Source organism: Leptothermofonsia sp. ETS-13 (assembly GCF_049200465.1).
In the GTDB taxonomy this organism is placed as follows: Bacteria; Cyanobacteriota; Cyanobacteriia; order Leptolyngbyales; family Leptolyngbyaceae; genus Leptothermofonsia.
Map to the genome: position 1 here is coordinate 208,687 of NZ_CP120836.1, position 16,250 is coordinate 224,936.

General features: G+C 49.2%; 17 protein-coding genes. 6 read left to right on the forward strand and 11 right to left on the reverse strand.

Annotation, left to right across the window (positions count from 1 at the left end):
• The first annotated feature begins 706 nt into the window (after positions 1-706).
• Entirely contained in the window at positions 707-2,101 is a 1,395-nt protein-coding gene (gene glmU, locus P4D80_RS00995; RefSeq protein WP_421656997.1) for a bifunctional UDP-N-acetylglucosamine diphosphorylase/glucosamine-1-phosphate N-acetyltransferase GlmU, read from the forward strand.
• Between the two features lie 105 nt (positions 2,102-2,206).
• The gene (locus P4D80_RS01000; protein WP_421656998.1) at positions 2,207-3,427 is read left to right on the forward strand and encodes a site-2 protease family protein; all 1,221 of its coding nucleotides are present in this window, start codon (positions 2,207-2,209) and stop codon (positions 3,425-3,427) included.
• Between the two features lie 102 nt (positions 3,428-3,529).
• On the opposite strand, the gene P4D80_RS01005 is transcribed toward P4D80_RS01000, so the two are convergent.
• The 10 genes from P4D80_RS01005 to P4D80_RS01050 all read right to left on the reverse strand — a co-directional run bounded on the left by P4D80_RS01005 (position 3,530) and on the right by P4D80_RS01050 (position 10,674).
• Positions 3,530-5,002 carry an IctB family putative bicarbonate transporter gene (locus P4D80_RS01005; protein ID WP_421656999.1) on the reverse strand — a complete coding sequence of 491 codons (1,473 nt, stop codon included), beginning with the start codon at positions 5,000-5,002 and terminating at the stop codon, positions 3,530-3,532.
• 373 nt (positions 5,003-5,375) lie between these two features.
• Positions 5,376-5,513, reverse strand: coding sequence for a hypothetical protein (locus P4D80_RS01010; protein ID WP_421657000.1), 138 nt, complete (start codon positions 5,511-5,513; stop codon positions 5,376-5,378).
• 99 nt (positions 5,514-5,612) lie between these two features.
• Positions 5,613-6,200, reverse strand: coding sequence for a hypothetical protein (locus P4D80_RS01015; RefSeq protein WP_421657001.1), 588 nt, complete (start codon positions 6,198-6,200; stop codon positions 5,613-5,615).
• 52 nt (positions 6,201-6,252) lie between these two features.
• Complete coding sequence (locus P4D80_RS01020) at positions 6,253-6,711, reverse strand: MarR family winged helix-turn-helix transcriptional regulator (RefSeq protein ID WP_421657002.1); 459 nt, start codon at positions 6,709-6,711, stop codon at positions 6,253-6,255.
• Between the two features lie 78 nt (positions 6,712-6,789).
• Complete coding sequence (locus P4D80_RS01025; protein ID WP_421657003.1) at positions 6,790-7,893, reverse strand: AAA family ATPase; 1,104 nt, start codon at positions 7,891-7,893, stop codon at positions 6,790-6,792.
• Between the two features lie 89 nt (positions 7,894-7,982).
• Complete coding sequence (locus P4D80_RS01030; RefSeq protein WP_421657004.1) at positions 7,983-8,975, reverse strand: ligase-associated DNA damage response exonuclease; 993 nt, start codon at positions 8,973-8,975, stop codon at positions 7,983-7,985.
• Between the two features lie 101 nt (positions 8,976-9,076).
• On the reverse strand, positions 9,077-9,889 hold the full coding sequence (locus P4D80_RS01035; protein WP_421657005.1) for a prohibitin family protein: 813 nt from the start codon (positions 9,887-9,889) through the stop codon (positions 9,077-9,079).
• Positions 9,890-10,119: 230 nt separating this feature from the next.
• Positions 10,120-10,287 carry a hypothetical protein gene (locus tag P4D80_RS01040; RefSeq protein WP_421657006.1) on the reverse strand — a complete coding sequence of 56 codons (168 nt, stop codon included), beginning with the start codon at positions 10,285-10,287 and terminating at the stop codon, positions 10,120-10,122.
• 6 nt (positions 10,288-10,293) lie between these two features.
• On the reverse strand, positions 10,294-10,533 hold the full coding sequence (locus P4D80_RS01045) for a DUF308 domain-containing protein (RefSeq protein ID WP_421659606.1): 240 nt from the start codon (positions 10,531-10,533) through the stop codon (positions 10,294-10,296).
• Positions 10,534-10,674, reverse strand: a complete 141-nt coding sequence (locus P4D80_RS01050) for a hypothetical protein (RefSeq protein ID WP_421657007.1) — start codon at positions 10,672-10,674, stop codon at positions 10,534-10,536. It abuts the gene before it with no gap.
• Positions 10,675-10,984: 310 nt separating this feature from the next.
• Between P4D80_RS01050 and P4D80_RS01055 the strand changes: the two genes are divergently transcribed.
• From P4D80_RS01055 to P4D80_RS01070, 4 genes are all read left to right on the forward strand, one after another.
• A complete protein-coding gene (locus P4D80_RS01055) occupies positions 10,985-12,589 on the forward strand; it encodes an Hsp70 family protein (RefSeq protein WP_421657008.1) in 1,605 nt (534 codons plus the stop codon).
• A gap of 138 nt (positions 12,590-12,727) precedes the next feature.
• Positions 12,728-13,576 carry a photosystem I biogenesis protein BtpA gene (gene btpA / locus P4D80_RS01060; RefSeq protein WP_421657009.1) on the forward strand — a complete coding sequence of 283 codons (849 nt, stop codon included), beginning with the start codon at positions 12,728-12,730 and terminating at the stop codon, positions 13,574-13,576.
• Positions 13,577-13,587: 11 nt separating this feature from the next.
• Positions 13,588-14,028 (forward strand): hypothetical protein, encoded by a 441-nt coding sequence (locus tag P4D80_RS01065; protein ID WP_421657010.1) that lies wholly within the window; start codon positions 13,588-13,590, stop codon positions 14,026-14,028.
• A 134-nt stretch (positions 14,029-14,162) separates the two neighbouring features.
• Entirely contained in the window at positions 14,163-15,137 is a 975-nt protein-coding gene (locus P4D80_RS01070; protein WP_421657011.1) for a vitamin K epoxide reductase family protein, read from the forward strand.
• A 732-nt stretch (positions 15,138-15,869) separates the two neighbouring features.
• Here the strand turns inward: P4D80_RS01070 and P4D80_RS01075 are convergent.
• Positions 15,870-16,244 (reverse strand): DUF5362 family protein, encoded by a 375-nt coding sequence (locus P4D80_RS01075; RefSeq protein WP_421657012.1) that lies wholly within the window; start codon positions 16,242-16,244, stop codon positions 15,870-15,872.
• Positions 16,245-16,250: the final 6 nt, after the last annotated feature.

A 16,250-nucleotide genomic window follows, 5' to 3' on the forward strand; every position in this document is an offset into this window, starting at 1 on the left:
GCGATCGCAACACCTTGGAACATCTCTACAAACGAAAATTCCATTTCTAAAGCGCAACCCCTCTGCCTACTTACGACTGGCTATCCTGAGGTTGGACAGTACGCCTATAGCTCTACGCAAACGCGATAGAACATTACGCGTTAGGACATTAGTGGTCTGTCAAGACTGTTTCGAGGGGGTTGAAAACCCTCAAAACACGCAGAAATGGATTTCATAGATTTGAACTACCTCTCAAATCTATCCTGACGGACTATTAGGGCTTAAAGGGGGTGGGGGGGCGGTGGTCCCAGCCAGGGGTTTCACCCCTGCACCCTGTCCTAACTACAATAACTACCGCCATAAGTAGCGAGGCTCAATTAAGAGGCTCAATTAAAAGTAGCGAGGCTCAATTCAATTAAATTAAGGATAATTTCGGGGGCGGAGGGGGTGAAACCCCCTGCCTGGGGGCGCAGCCCCCACTATTCTAAGAATTTTTTTTGAGGATGAAATAATACCCTGTGCTACTCTTTCATCGACGGGTCGGGAGTGCCTTTTAATTAAACTGGACGATCAGGGCACTAGTTGAACCCGTCGTGGCGTATAACTAGGAACGGAGATGAAGGCGTTGAAACATCCTTACTCCATCAGAAAACGCTGGCTCAGAAAAGTATTGATCCATAGCCGAAATCAATTGAGTCCAGATTCAGTCTAAGTAGTAAGAGGTCTAATGGTAGCGGTTGCAATTTTGGCGGCTGGAAAAGGAACGCGGATGAAATCTGACCTGCCCAAGGTTCTGCATCAAATGGGTGGGCGATCGCTCGTTGAGTGGGTACTCAACAGCCTTTCAGAACTCCACCTAAGCCGACGTCTGGTTATTATCGGCTACCGAGGAAATCTAGTGAAGGAGGCACTGACAACCTTAAGCAATGATGACCCGGCGCTACCTGAATTGGAATTTGTTGAACAACCCGAACAACTGGGAACCGGGCATGCCATTCAACAACTACTGCCCCACCTGCAAGGCTTTCAAGGGGACTTGCTAATCCTGAATGGAGATGTTCCCCTCCTTCGCCCTGAAACCTTAAAGCTCCTTCTGAAAACTCATCGGGAACATCAGGTTCCGGCCACAATTCTGACTGCCCATATGCCAAATCCAAAGGGGTACGGTCGGGTATTTTGCAATGGTCAAAATATTTTGCAGCAGATTGTCGAAGATCGGGATTGTTCCCCAGCCCAAAAACAGAATCGCCGAATCAATGCGGGCGTTTACTGTTTTCGCTGGCCTGACCTGGCAAAGGTGTTGCCCAAGTTAACGTCAGATAATGAGCAGAGAGAGTATTATTTGACAGATGCGGTCAATTTCCTCGATCCAGTGATGATTATGGATGTAGAGGATTATCAGGAAATTTTGGGGATCAACGATCGCAAGCAACTAGCGGCAGCCTACGACATTTTGCAAACACGAATTAAAGATCAGTGGATGACTGCAGGTGTTACGTTGATTGATCCCGATAGTACTACGATTGACGATACTGTCCAGTTAGAGCCCGATGTGGTGATCGAACCCCAGACTCACTTACGGGGTAAAACCCTGATTCGCTCTGGTAGCCGGATTGGGCCGGGTAGCCTGATTGAGAATAGCCAGATTGGGAAACAGGTGACGGTTTTGTATTCAGTGATTACCAACAGTACAATCGCCGATGGCAGTCAAATTGGTCCCTATGCTCACTTTCGAGGCCCCGTAGCAGTCGGAAGCCATTGCCGGATTGGCAGTTTTGTGGAAATTAAAAATTCAACTTTGGGAGACAAAACAAACGTTGCCCATCTGTCTTACATTGGGGATGCAACGATTGGAAATCAGGTCAATGTGGGTGGAGGTACAATTACCGCTAACTATGATGGCTTCAAAAAGCATCGCACCATTATTGGCGATCGCACCAAAACAGGAGTCAATAATTCCCTCGTTGCCCCTATCACGATCGGAGAAGATGTGATCATCGGTGCAGGCTCGACCATTACCGAAGATGTCCCGGATGACTGCCTGGCGCTGGGGCGGGCTCGTCAAGTGATTAAACCGGAACGGGGCGTGAAGTCAAGACTGAAAAAATCTTCGGATGCTTGATTCTGCTGCTAGTTTGACACCAAATCCTTTGAAGTTCTAACTTCTGCCTCCTGACTCCTGGTTTCTGTCTTCTGTATCCTTAAAGAGAGAACGGAGAAAAAAATCATGCAGTCAGGTTGGCGAGTTGGCTCAATTTTCGGCATTCCTCTCTATATCGATCCTTCCTGGCTGATTGTGCTGGGGCTGGTTGCGTTGCAAATGGGCTTGCCGCTCCAGGGGAGTTTAGGAATTGCCGCCTATGGCATTGGTATTGTGATGGCGTTGTTGCTGTTTGGCTCTGTTTTGCTGCATGAACTGGGACATAGTCTGGTGGCCAGAGCACAGGGAATTAAAGTGAATGCCATTACGCTGTTTTTATTTGGTGGCATTGCGTCGATTGATCAGGAATCAAAGACTCCTGGAAAGGCGTTTCAGGTGGCGATCGCCGGTCCAGTCGTAAGTATTACCTTGTTTCTGCTGCTTTTGGGTCTATCCACCCTAGTTCCTGTGGCACCAATTCCGCTGAGAGAACTCGTCTGGACGTTAGCCAGGATTAACCTGGTGCTAGCGCTGTTTAACCTGATTCCGGGTCTGCCCCTGGATGGGGGACAGGTTCTCAAGGCTGCTGTGTGGAAGGCGACTGGAAGTCGGTTTAAAGGTGTTCACTGGGCTGCTACATCAGGTAAGGTGCTGGGTTGGCTGGCGGTCATTTTAGGGTTAGGCTCCCTGTTTCTACTACAATCAGGACTAGGACTATGGATTGCCTTTCTGGGTTGGTTTGGAGTACAAAATGCCAGCAGCTATGATCGCGTCACAGACCTGCAGGAAACACTACTTCAACTGAAGGCAAGTGATGCCATGACGCGAGAATTTCGAGTCGTCGATGCAGATATGACCCTGCGCCAATTTGCTGACGATTATCTCTTGAACCAAATAGGCCCATCTGTATATTTTGCGGCTTCCGATGGGCGCTACCGGGGAATGGTCATTGTGGATGATCTGAACTACGTTGAACGCAGCCAGTGGGAAACCCAAAACCTTTATCGAATTATCAAGCCATTGAGTGAGATTCCGACCCTAGAAGAATCCAGCCGTCTGGTCGATGTCATTCAAATAATGGAGTCCAAGCAACTTTCTCAAATTACGATTCTATCTCCTGCCGGAGCGGTGGCTGGGGTGATTGACCGGGGGGATGTGGTGCGGGCGATCGCTCAGAAAATGAACATTCCTATCCCTGAAGCCGCTATTAAACAAATTAAGCAAGATGGTCATTACCCACCTGGTTTTCAATTGGGAGCCCTGGCTCAATCCGCCGCAGAGGGAGCAGAGGAAGCAGGTAACAAATGAGGATGGGAAAGGAGTGGATGAGTGGACAAGTGGGAAGGTGGGGAGCAGGAGAGTAAAAAAGTGATGGAGGGATGGATGTAAAGAGCAATACTCTATCACTATCTACCCATCCACCCCTTTCACCTGTTTTCCGCTGTAGAAACTAGCGATCAGTGCAATCATCAACCACCAGAGCGTGTTGACTTCAGGGCGGTAGAGTACGGTGTCAAACAAGCCATGCCCCAGCATCCCAACCAAGCTTGCGATCGCCGCAATCAACCAAAATCCCTGACGGTCTGCAACCTGCCGCAGTCGAGTTAGTTGAATCCAGCCCTGAGTGAAGGTTACGAGCAACAGCCACAGGAAACAGGTGAGCCCAATCAGCCCGGTTTCAACGGCCACTTCGAGAATGACGGAATAGGCACTCAACGCGGAGAAACGAGGGCGCTGGTAGAGCGGATAAATTCGGTTGAAGGCGGTATTGCCGGGACCAATGCCTAGAATGGGACGGTCCTTAATCATTTCAATCACGGACATCCAGACGTTGATGCGGAAGTTGTTGCTACTATCGTCACGACCGAGAAACATACTGCTGACGCGATCGCGCAATGGTTCCATCGCTAGAACGCCTAATAAAATCGCTCCAACAAACCCACCCAGTGCAAGAGGCAACGCCCAGGTCTGCCAGAATTTGGGCAGGTAGTTACTCCACCAGTAAATCAGTAGAAATAGCAGCACGATTCCTAAACACACAAAGCCAATCCAGGCACCCCGGCTATCGGTGAAATAGAGGCAGGCCAAATTAAGACCTAGCATAAACACAGCCAGTAACTTGGGTCCCCAATGCTGCCATGCAACAATAGCAACGAAGCTAAGGGCGATCGCAGGCAGAAGATACCCCCCCAGCAAATTAGGATTGCCCAGATAGCTGTAAACCCGTTCCTTATTGGCAGTGGGAGAAGTCGGATCAACCCAGGTGGCCAGTTGCTTGACCCCATAAATTTTTTGATAGATACCGTAGCTGCTGACCAGCAAGGCGACATGCAAGTAGATCCCAATTACCCACGAGCGAATCCGGGGAGATCGCAGCACTCGCGCCATCAATGCAAAAAATAGTAAGTACAGGTTCAGCTTAGACCAGCCCACAAACGCCAGCTCTTTTACGGGAGACAATGCCGTTGCAACTGTTGCAATGCTCCAGTAGAGCAGTACCAGAAGGTGAATGGGAGTGTTGAGCGGCGGGCGATGGACAACAGGTGATAGATGCTCCTGGTCAGTTGTCCGTTGGCGATCGTTATTCCCCTCATCCCGATCATCTGAAACAGTTAACAGCACCCAATAAGCGCCACAGGCAATCAGCAAAATGCCAATCAATGTGTTGGAAATAAAGGGAGCCAGCCCAAAAACCAGACACACCAGCCCTGCCCCGATCAAGTCAGCGTATTGCATCAATCGGCTACCCTTACGCCAACTCCGTAGCAGCCCTACCAGGCGATGCAGGTAACTGGTACTCCACCACTGTTGCAGAGGCATCGTAGACAGAGTTAATCGTTGCCAGAGAGAATTCATAGGCGATCGCGACTCCGAAATAGCCACTGGCTCATTTTAGGGGACACCCAACACTTTTTGGCAGGGGGTGGGGGGAGGTAGTTGTTCCCAGCTACCACCTGTCACCTAATTCCCTCATACCTCTCCGGGACAGACCCACCTCATTCGGTAATTACTAAACAGCAGGAAATTATCCATCTTAAAATAACTTCTAGGATGGTAATAGGAGCCTGAGCCCAAGGGTGCGTGGTAAGAGGCGATTCAACCTCAAGCCTCAACTTCTAACTCCTCCTGAAGAGATTGGTTCCTGCGCTATCTGTGAATTCAATCTCTTTATCTCCTGGCTCCTGCTCCTTTCCCAATCAAGCCCACTTGAGTAAGTAGAGATTCATTCATGGCACAGCGACTTAAGCGGTGGGAATCACCCCGCCGAGAAGGACGGAACCACAAAGGTAAAGGTGGCTCCGCCCGTCAGCGTCAGAAGCGCAAACAGTTCCAGGTATTGCGACAGCGACTCAAAAATCAATCCAACAATCCAAACGATCCGTCTAACAATCAAAAAGCAGAAAGGGGAGGCAAAACGCCTCCCCTAATTTTTTGGATAAATCGAGTGTCCAACCTTTTACTCCCTACCCCCAATTCCCTCCAAATTGCTGAACTATTGTTTTCTCAAAAGAGTGTCGATCGCCATCACACTGCTTGCCCCTGTAACGGGAACCCCAAAGAGAGGAATCAGAACAATAGGAAAGGTTGCAATGGTTTCCATCAATGGCACCTGGAATAACGTAAATAACAAGTCTGTTCCAACAGCCACAACAAAATCTAGAAGGCTGAAGAGGTGGAACATCACATACTTGCCAGCGCTCTCCTTCAACATCAAAATCAGCGGCACTGAAAAACCGACGGCGATGTCACCATAACCCGCGTTTGCCACAAACCGCTCAGGTAACAGATGGTGGCTACCGTAATACAAAAACAAAAATCCCGCCAAAATTCGCCACAGGTGAAGAAGGACAAAATATTTAGGATGAACTGAAGATACAAAAGCTTTGACACCAGGGCTGCGATAGTAGAACGCTAGCAATCCTACAATTCCGCCTATCACCAGGAAGGCGATCCCAGGTCCCGGTATCTGAATGAACAGGCCCATGTATCCGGCCAGCGAAACTGCGATCGCCCATACCACCAAAACCATCCCAATACGGCTTCCCGTAAACCTGAAGGATTTTTCATTTATTGCAGTCATTTGCCTCTCCTTATTTAGTGTATATACATCTTTCCGCTCAAAAAAATGTCCTCTAGGGATCCAGAGATACAACCTGAGACAAACTTTGCAGTAAAAGACTCCACTGCTCTTGTCCCAGCCGCTCCACCACAGAAGCCTGTACTTTTTCCCACAGGGGCAACGCCGTTGCAAGCGCTGCACGTCCCGTCTGTGTTAAATTCACCACTCGTGTTCGCTGATCTTGACCAGGTTGAATTTGAACCAACCCATCTCTCTCCAGGGGTTTAAGGTTGCGAGTCAGAGTCGTTCGATCCATCACCAACACCTCTGCCAGCCGGGTCATCGTCATTGAACCTGCAAATGCAAGAGCCACTAGAAGATTGAATTGACTGACCAACAAACCACTAGGTTGCAATGCCTCATCGTATAGCTGAGTAATGACACGTGATGCCTTACGAACATTCATACAGGTACAGAAGGTTGCTGCTGTAAGGAGTTGAGTTTTATCCAGGTGAGGGGAAAGTGTACTCATGGCTTGAGTGTATATACACTTTTTGAACGTGTCAATTATGCCGATCAGGGACTTCTTGTTAATCAATGCACACTGCGTTTAGTCTTTAGCAGCTTCAAGACTGGTGTGGTCTTCGAGGTAATCCAGCAGCTTCAAAAAATCTGCCTTAGGGAACGAGCGCCCCGCAATTTCTCGAAATGCCAGTTGGGGTTTAGACCCTTCAACCAGATGGTAACCCCAGTAAAGGAGTTGCTTGCTAAAACGGATAGCTACTATTTCGGGATCGATATAGTGGCACCTTTCGTCGTCCATCGTCAGTTCCTTAAATTCCGTCTTCAGAATGTCGTTCAAGACCTCATTTCGCTTATCTTCATCGGCATGATAATTGTTAATCAGGACAAACAATTCTGCCTGGCTATTACTGCGGCGAATGGCTTTGAACGTTCGTTTGATAACATCCGCATTTTTATTGATGCCCAGTGGGTTCAGCGTGGTTGGAATAATGCAATAGTTAAACCGTTTGATAAACTCCTCCGGGTTGGCATCGTACTCTGGGCTGCAATCACAAATCACAATCTTGACGTCGAGGTAATCTTCTTCGTGCCATTCGTTGTGGTTAAGCACAGTAATAGTTGCACCCAAGCTGCCCTTTGGGCCAGGCAGATACACACCATCCCCTAATAGCTTCCGCAGGTTACTCTGCCTGTCCAGGTCTATCAGAATAACGTCATAGCCATTTAAGGCAAAAGCGCCTGCTAAATGGGCACTGATGGTTGTTTTACCAACCCCACCCTTGCAGGTGAAAACGCCAATATAGGTCATTTCTTTTTTGGGAGGTGGGGGAGGTTCTTCCAGTTCCCAGAAAATCTGATCGTCCTTAAAGGTGCCCAAGGAAATATCAATGACCTCTTCCGTTCGTATGTAGGTAAAGACAGAAGGACTAAATCCGGAAGTTGAAATCAAAAAACCTTTAGTAAAGCGGGCACCCTCAGGTTGTTCGAGAAAATCAAGGAACTTTTCCAAATAGCCGACATGCACCTTCGCTTTGTGATTACGAAGCTGAACCGCGACACGCTCTTCTCCCCGTTCCATCTCAAAAGTGTAATCCCTGGCATCCGGTGAGGCGGGCTTCACTTGCCATCCATCTCGCTCAAAGAGCGAAATTACTGTTTGTTCAAGGTCGAGCGAGTTGGCGAAGGGCATAGGGGTCGTCAATGGATGTCCGCTATTCTTCGTACCATATTACGCTCTGTAACGCATTTTGTGGCTTTCAGGCTTAGTAGAAGAACGGGCTAAATATCCCCCTCTCCCTCAAATAGGGTTCTCAATGGCATAGCGTTGAGTCCATACATTTCGTTGAGGTAGCGGGAGAGAACGTCACTTTGTCCGTGAGTGACGTAAACTGTCTTTGCACCCGTGTGCAAAACTGTGTTTACCAGACCTCGCCAGTCAGCATGATCTGATAGCACAAACCCACGTTCGTAACCCCGCCGTCGTCGGGCACCTCGCACCGCCATCCAACCAGAAGCAAAAGCGGTTTGGGGTTGATGGAAGCGCTTCATCCAACTGGAACGATGACTAGAGGGCGGAGACAATACCAAATCACCTTGAAATTTGTAACTACGAGGCATTTCGGAAGCAGGAATGGTTGGTACCATCTCAATCCCAACTTCACGATAGATTTCGGTGATGACATGGATCGCGCCATGTACATAAACAGGCCGGTCAGTGAATTTCCGCAGTTCACTCAAGATGCGCTGAGCTTTACCAAACGCATAACAAAACAGAAGCGAGGGTCTATCTGAGTCGCCCTGCCACCATTCGTAGATTTTGCGGCAGGTTTCCTCGCCGGAGTTCCACTTATAAATGGGTAAGCCAAAGGTGGCTTCGGTAATAAACGTATCGCAGGGAACAACCTCAAAGGGGGCGCAAGTGGGGTCGGAACACCGTTTGTAGTCTCCAGAAATGACCCAGACCTGCTCCTGGTGTTCTACTCGAATCTGGGCAGAGCCAAGGACATGACCAGCGGGGTGGAAGGAAACCCAGGTATCCCCCAGCTGGATCTTCTTGCCGTATTCAACACCTTGCAAATTAACGGAGTCGCCCAGGCGCTTTCTCAAAATTCCTTCCGAAATCTTGGTAGCTAGGTAACGGTTGGAGCCAGAGCGGGCATGGTCAGAATGGGCATGGGTGATGAGGGCAACATCTACGGGTCGCCAGGGATCGATAAAGAAGCCGCCGGGTTCGCAGTAAAGACCTTCTTGCAGAACTGTAATTAAGGCCATGGGGCAAATTCTTCTGTGTCAATCCTGGAAAGGGCGTCAAGGGTATCAAAGGGTCAAGGAGTCAGTGCATCGCTTCTTTCGGCAATACTTTTTATTTGGTTTTATTTGGCTGGCAGTCTCGCTGCATCCAAATTGATCAACGGTAAGGTGTTGTTTCCACCCATCACCGTCGGGAATTTACCGTCCCACTTTTCGATCGCCTGCTTTTGTAACAACTCCGGTGTCAGCGTTTCTCTCAACAACCGCTGGGCTTCAGCCTGTCCTTTGGCCCGATTGACATTGGCTTCTGCTTCTTGCTCGGCTTCCTGAGCGACATATACTGCTCGCTGTGCCTGTTGCTCCGCAATTTGCTTTTCCTCAACTGCTTTAGAAAATTCAGTAGAGAAGGTCAGGTCTACCACGCTGGTATCCAGTACCAGAATGCCGTACTTTTCTAAGCGTTCACCCAATGCAACATCAAAATCTTGCTTCAACTCATCCCGCTTGGTGATGGCTTCTTCGACTGTGCGTCGGGCCGCTGCAATTTTGAACGACTCCTGGGTTTGGGGCGCAATAATTTTGGATACGATATTTTGCAGGGTGCCTTGTTTCCGGCGAATTTCAACTACCTGAGTGGGGTCCAGGCGAAAGTTGATGGCGAAGCTGGCAGAAAGTTCTTGCAGGTCTTTGGTTGAACTTTGGGCAGGCACTTCAAACTTCTGCACGGTCACATCATAGACATCTACGGTGGAAACAAAGGGGGGTTTCCAGTGAAATCCTTCCAGTAGTGCCCCATCCTGGGCCTTTCCCAGAATGCTGAGTACACCCGCTTCGCCAGGGGTAATGATGATAAAGGAATTCAATCCAATAAAAGCAATAATACCGAGGAGAATGAGCCCTACCGTTGTTAAACGATTTTGTCCTTGAGTCTTCACGCCTATTTCCCTAATGCTTCAGTATAGCCTTACGCATTCTGGTTAGGACAAGGAGGGGCACTGCCCCCACAGCAAAGGTTTCACCCCTACACCCCATCCCAATCCAAATGCTTACTGCTATACCTATGACGATAGATTATGGATGATAAACCATGGGCAAGAGGCAGAAAGTCTTTAGAGTTTATAGTGGTAGCCACCTGGCTCAGGGCAAGAGGATGCAATGGATTAATTCACGCTGCGCTCAGGGTGCGGCGGGCGATTAGAGCCATAATCAGCAGCGACACTCCACTCAGCAGAATGCTGATACCCATGTACAGACCAATCAGCCAAATAGCACTGAAGGGAAACTGATTTAAGACCAGAATTCTCAAAATCAGTGTGATGATTCCATCCAGCAAGATCAACTAAGAGAATTGTCCACCGGGACGCACGCGAAACGCCATGATAATGGCATAAATCCCCTCTGCAATGACAAGGATGCCTAAAATGGCGTTTAGCGATAGGGTTCCTGTCAGGGGATTAAACAGGATCATGAGTCCGGCGATCGCATACAGAATACCAATCACCAGGTTTAACCAGAAACCTCGCACAGGTTTTGATTGAAACGATTCAACAATCCGAATAATGCCGCTAATTAATAGAATCTAGGCCAGCACCAGAGTAAATGTAACCAAGGCGATTCCTGGCATGAAAATGGCCGCAATGCCTAACGGAATCAGCAGAATGCTTAAAGCAATTAACCAGCCAGTACTTTTGCGAAGCTCAGTTTGAAGATCCGTTGTCATTGGATATAACCCTCATTATGTTATGAGGAAAATATATCAGCCTGCTACCAATATGAATACAGAACTAAGCTGGCAATCCTTACAGCTAACTTTATCAACCACTCTTTATAAATCACTCTTTAGCCCCTTGCTCCCTAAAGAGTGTGGTTAACTTGACTGAAAAACTCTGCAATTAAACCTCATTTACTCTACATTGCAATCTAAGTTCAGTTGAGGCGGATCGGTCCGGGCAAAGAATAACTGGTGAGGGCCGATGATTGGTATCTTCAATAAAAGGACAATGTGTTTGAGGCAACCTGTTTGAATCTGCATGGGAATTGCAATTGACTTTGGAACCAGCAATACTGTTATTGCCCGCTGGAATCGGGCAACTCAGCAACCCGAAACCCTGACTCTACCAGGCATTTCTTACAAATCGGGACAGAATCCACCATTGATTCCCAGCCTGGTGTATGTAGAGGATGCTGCCAGAGGAGAGGTGTTAGTGGGGCAGGCAGTGCGCGATCGCGCCCTCGACCTTGCCAGTGATCTCCGCTTTTTTCGAAACTTTAAACGGGGCATTGGTGCTTCTGTTCAGGGGTTTTTGCCTGAACTGGATGGGCGGATAATCAGCTTTGAGCAGGTCGGTCAGTGGTTTCTATTTCAAGTCATCCAGCAGTTGAAAACTATTGAACCAGAGGCAGGGCAATCCCTGATCTTTACTGTTCCGGTAGATAGCTTTGAGACTTACCGGCTCTGGCTGGGGCGAGTGTGCGAATCCCTCCAGGTGGAACAGGTGCGGATGCTGGATGAGCCAACTGCCGCCGCCCTGGGTTATGGACTGACTGACCGCAAAACCCTTCTCGTTATTGACTTTGGGGGAGGAACCCTGGACCTGTCCCTGGTGCAGTTGGATACGGGTGCAGGCGGCGCACAAACTAAACCCCTCGGCTTTATTCTCAAATGGGGGCCAAAATCCTTTGCAGAACAATCCGGGCAGAAGCCCAAAATTGCTCGTGTACTGGCGAAAGCGGGGCAAAACCTGGGTGGTTCTGATATTGATAATTGGCTGGTGGACTACTTTGCCTCCACTCAAGGAGTGGCTGCGACCCCCCTCACGACTCGCCTCGCCGAGCGGCTCAAAATCCAGCTTTCCTTGCAACCACAGGCACAGGAAGTTTATTTCAATGATGAGACATTTGAAAGCTATGAGCTGCAATTGAACCGTTCCCAGTTTGAGGAGATTCTAAAACAACACGCATTTTTTGAGCGTCTGGATGATTGCATGACTCAGGTGCTTCAGCAGGCACGCAGGCAGGGGTTAATGGTAGAGGATATTGATGCGGTACTGCTGGTGGGCGGAACTGTGCAGATTCCAGCCGTGCAAACCTGGGTACAACAGTATTTTGACCTGGAGAAAGTTCGCTGCGAAAAACCCTTTGCAGCGATCGCCCACGGTGCCCTCCAACTGAGTCAGGGAATTGAGCTAAAAGACTTTCTTTACCACAGCTATGGCATTCGCTACTGGGATCGGCGCAACCAGTGCCACAACTGGCATCCTCTGATTCGGGCTGGTCAGGCTTATCCTATGAGTGATCCGGTAGAACTGGTGCTGGGTGCCTCTCTGGACAATCAGCCCAGCATTGAACTGATTATTGGTGAAATGGGGGCAGACGTTGACCAGACGGAGGTTTACTTTGATGGCGATCGCCTTGTTACCCGGCGGATTGGTGCTGGCCAAACTCAAGTCCAGCCCCTCAACGATCGGGAAGGTGCTCGCAACATTGCCAAACTTGACCCTCCAGGCCATCCAGGCAGCGATCGCATCAAGGTCCTGTTCCGTGTCGATGATCAGCGGTTTCTCCGCATCACCGTTGAAGACCTGCTTGCTCTCCGCACCCTGCTTGATGATCAGCCCGTGGTGCAGTTGAGGTAAAGGGGTGGATGAGTGGGAGGGTGAGGAGCATCCCCCCATCTCCCCCCAATCTCTACTCCTACCACTTACTCCCTGGGGTACGCTAAAAGCTATTATTTTGATAGCCGATTTTGCAGACGAGTCGGAACCCATACGCACGTGTACTTAGAACAGATATTTAAGACTCCCAATCCCATTATTGGCGTTGTCCACCTGCTACCTTTGCCAACCTCACCACGCTGGGGGGGCAATTTGAAAGCAGTCATCGACCGTGCTGAACAAGAAGCCACGGCTCTTGCTTCCGGTGGAGTGGATGGAATCATTGTGGAAAACTTTTTTGATGCTCCTTTCACGAAGGATCAGGTTGACCCAGCCATCGTTAGTGCAATGACTCTGATTGTGAATCGGCTGATGAACATGGTGACGTTGCCGATTGGCATCAATGTGCTGCGAAATGATGCCCGTAGTGCCCTTGCGATCGCCACCTGCACACGGGCACACTTTATCCGTGTCAACGTCTTAACGGGGGTAATGGCAACCGACCAGGGTTTGATTGAAGGGCAGGCCCACGAACTATTGCGCTACCGGCGAGAACTGGGCAGCGATGTGAAGATTTTCGCCGATGTTTTGGTGAAACATGCCCGCCCCCTCAGTTCCCCCAATCTAACCGTTGCCGTACAGGACACCATTGAGCGTGGTTTGGCAGACGCCATTATTCTTTCTGGATGGGCAACGGGTAGCCCTCCCAGCCTGGAAGATCTGGAGCTTGCCAGCGCGGCTGCCAACGGTACTCCCGTATTTATTGGCAGTGGGGCGAACTGGGAAAATATTCACACCCTGATGCGAGCCGCTGATGGTGTTATTACCTCTAGTTCCCTCAAACGCCATGGTCGCCGCGACCAGCCCATTGATCCGATTCGCGTCAGCCGATTTGTGGAAGCCACCCGCCGTAGTTGCGCCGCTAAGGCTGAGCCCCAATCTGTTTCATCCGTATCGTTACATTCCTGAATCTACTGTTTATGAACCCCTGGTTTTCTCAGCTTTACCGCTCTTTAAGTAGAAGCTGCTTCCTGATAGTGGCTGTTTTTCTGGCGATCGCTCCCCTTGCAGCCCAGCCTGCCCAAACCGCTCCTTCCTCAACTCCTGCCTTAAAAACTCAGAGTAATTCTAGTGTTACCGCCCTGGCCAGACATTTGAAGGCGATCGGAGCCAAAATGTATGGAGCCTACTGGTGCCCCCATTGCCATTATCAAAAGGATATGTTTGGGTCTGTCTTCAATCTCTATATCAACTACATTGAATGTGACCCCAGAGGCTACAAGGCCAAGCCCGATCTGTGCAAAGCTGTGAGGATAGAAGCCTATCCCACCTGGGAAATCAAAGGCAAGCTATATCCCGGTGTGCAGTCTTTAGAAGAACTGGCGGCCCTATCTGGCTATCAAGGCACCCAAAACTTTTGACCCTTACTCGCCCCCCCATCCCTCTCAATCTAAAATCTCGAACCCAAAATCTAAAATCCTTAATTTAATAGGGCAGAATAGGAAACAGACTACTGCTATCTTTAAGCGATTGGACCGTAATTTGAGGATGCTCCATGTCTAGTCTTGTCAACCGTCGCCGCTCAACCCCATGGATTCACCGTTGGTCGCGTCATCTGATTGGGGCGATCGCCATTCTTGGTGCTATCAACACGGCGTATCTGACTATCGCTAAACTAACCAGCACAGAAACCGCCTGCCCAACTCAGGGGTGTGAGCAGGTGCTTGCCAGTCCCTATGCTACTGTTTTTGGGCTACCCCTTTCCTTATTTGGGTTGCTTGCCTATGTCGCAATGGCAATCTTTGCATTAGCACCGCTAGCCGTTGGTTCCGAGAAAGACAGACAGCTTCGCTCCAGCCTCGATAAATGGACCTGGTTATTTCTGTTCATTGGGGCAACCGCCATGACCGTCTTCAGCGGTTACCTGATGTACATCATGTTTTCTCAGTTTGTTGCTAAGTTCGGTCCAGGTGGGATCTGCTATTTCTGCATAGTCTCTGCTATCTTTGCCCTCAGCCTGTTTATACTCACCCTTGTCGGGCATGATTGGGATGACGTTGGCCAGTTACTGTTTATTGGGATCATTGTTGTGATGGTGACCCTGGTTGGCACACTGGCAGTTTACTCCAGCATTGGTGGCTCCTCCAGTAGCACAAACTACCTGGAAACCAAGGCTCCACCCCCTATCCAAACCACTTCGTCTCCAGCAGAAATTGGATTGGCGCGTCATCTAAAACAGATTGACGCCAAGATGTATGGTGCCTACTGGTGTCCTCATTGTCATGACCAAGAAGCTGCCTTTGGGAAGGAAGCCTTTGCCCTGATCAATTACGTAGAGTGTGCGGCTGATGGCAAAAACTCTCAGAGCGCCCTCTGTCAAAAAATCCTACCCGAAGTTGAAAAGCAGACTGGGCAGCAATTTGGATTCCCAACCTGGGAAATCAAAGGTAAGTACTATCCCGGTGCTCAATCTCTGGAGAAGCTGGCTGAGATTTCAGGCTATACAGGACCGCGTAACTTTAAGAACTGAAAAAGGGACGTTGCTGAGTAGCTAGTGGACGATGGATAAGCCCAGTAACCATTGGGTTGAAAAGTGGGGAGTAGAAGGGAGCTAGAATGGTATCCATATTCCCGCTGTGCTGTACTAGGCGCAATTAAATTAAGGATAATTTCGGGGGGGAGGAGGTGAAACCCTCCCCCCCCTTTACAATTAATGATGACTACCTACTGAGTCATTGTGGTTAGGACGGAGTGCAGAAGTGGAATCCCTGGCTGGGGCGCGGCCCTCACACCCTTTTAAACCCAATGTTCTAAGGATCATGGATTTAATAACACCGTATTCTTTGAGTGAAATGACCTCTTTCCCTTCCCCTTTCCGAGTCGGAGAGGGGTGCCAAAGGCGGGGTGAGGTTTTCGGAGTTATTTAACTTTCATTCCTTAGCAACCCGGTAACAACTATATATAGCGATCCTTCTTGAAATTTGAACGGAGTACAGGGATGGAACCCCTGCGTGGAGGCTACGCGCCCCCCCTTGTTCACAAACTATTTGTGAGCGTTATATAGCGGTAGTCATTATGATTAGGACGGGGTGCAGGGGTTCCACCCCTAGCTGGGGGCGAAGCTCCCACTCCCTCTCTAATTCCAACGTCCTAACGCACCCGCGTAGAGCTATAGCAGTCCTAAATGATTTGTAAAATAACAGGTTTTCTGAGAAGGGATTCCTGCGGAATCCCTTCTCAAAATCCAGATGGGATCACTATATCAACGAGTTGCTGCAAAAAAGATGAGGCTTATCAGCCCCAGAGCGATGAAGATAATAGCGATGATTAGCAACCAGTACTGGAGCGTGTAGAGCTTTCGCAATTCCCCCAGCGCTCCCATTAAGTTCTCAACATCATTGCCCTGGGTGTCAACGATTAACTTAAAGGCATTTGCAGCATTTAGTGTCCAGAGCCCAATCACAATTGCAATCACACCTTGAATTAGACTACTCAGTCCACCCCTGGTAAAAGCAAACAAACCGCCAATGATGGCCAGAATTCCAACCACCATGCTGAAATATCCGACAAACCGCATTTTTTGTGATAAATCCTTAATCAATCCATTTTGAGAATCGTTAAATTCATAAGCATTCATTTTCTC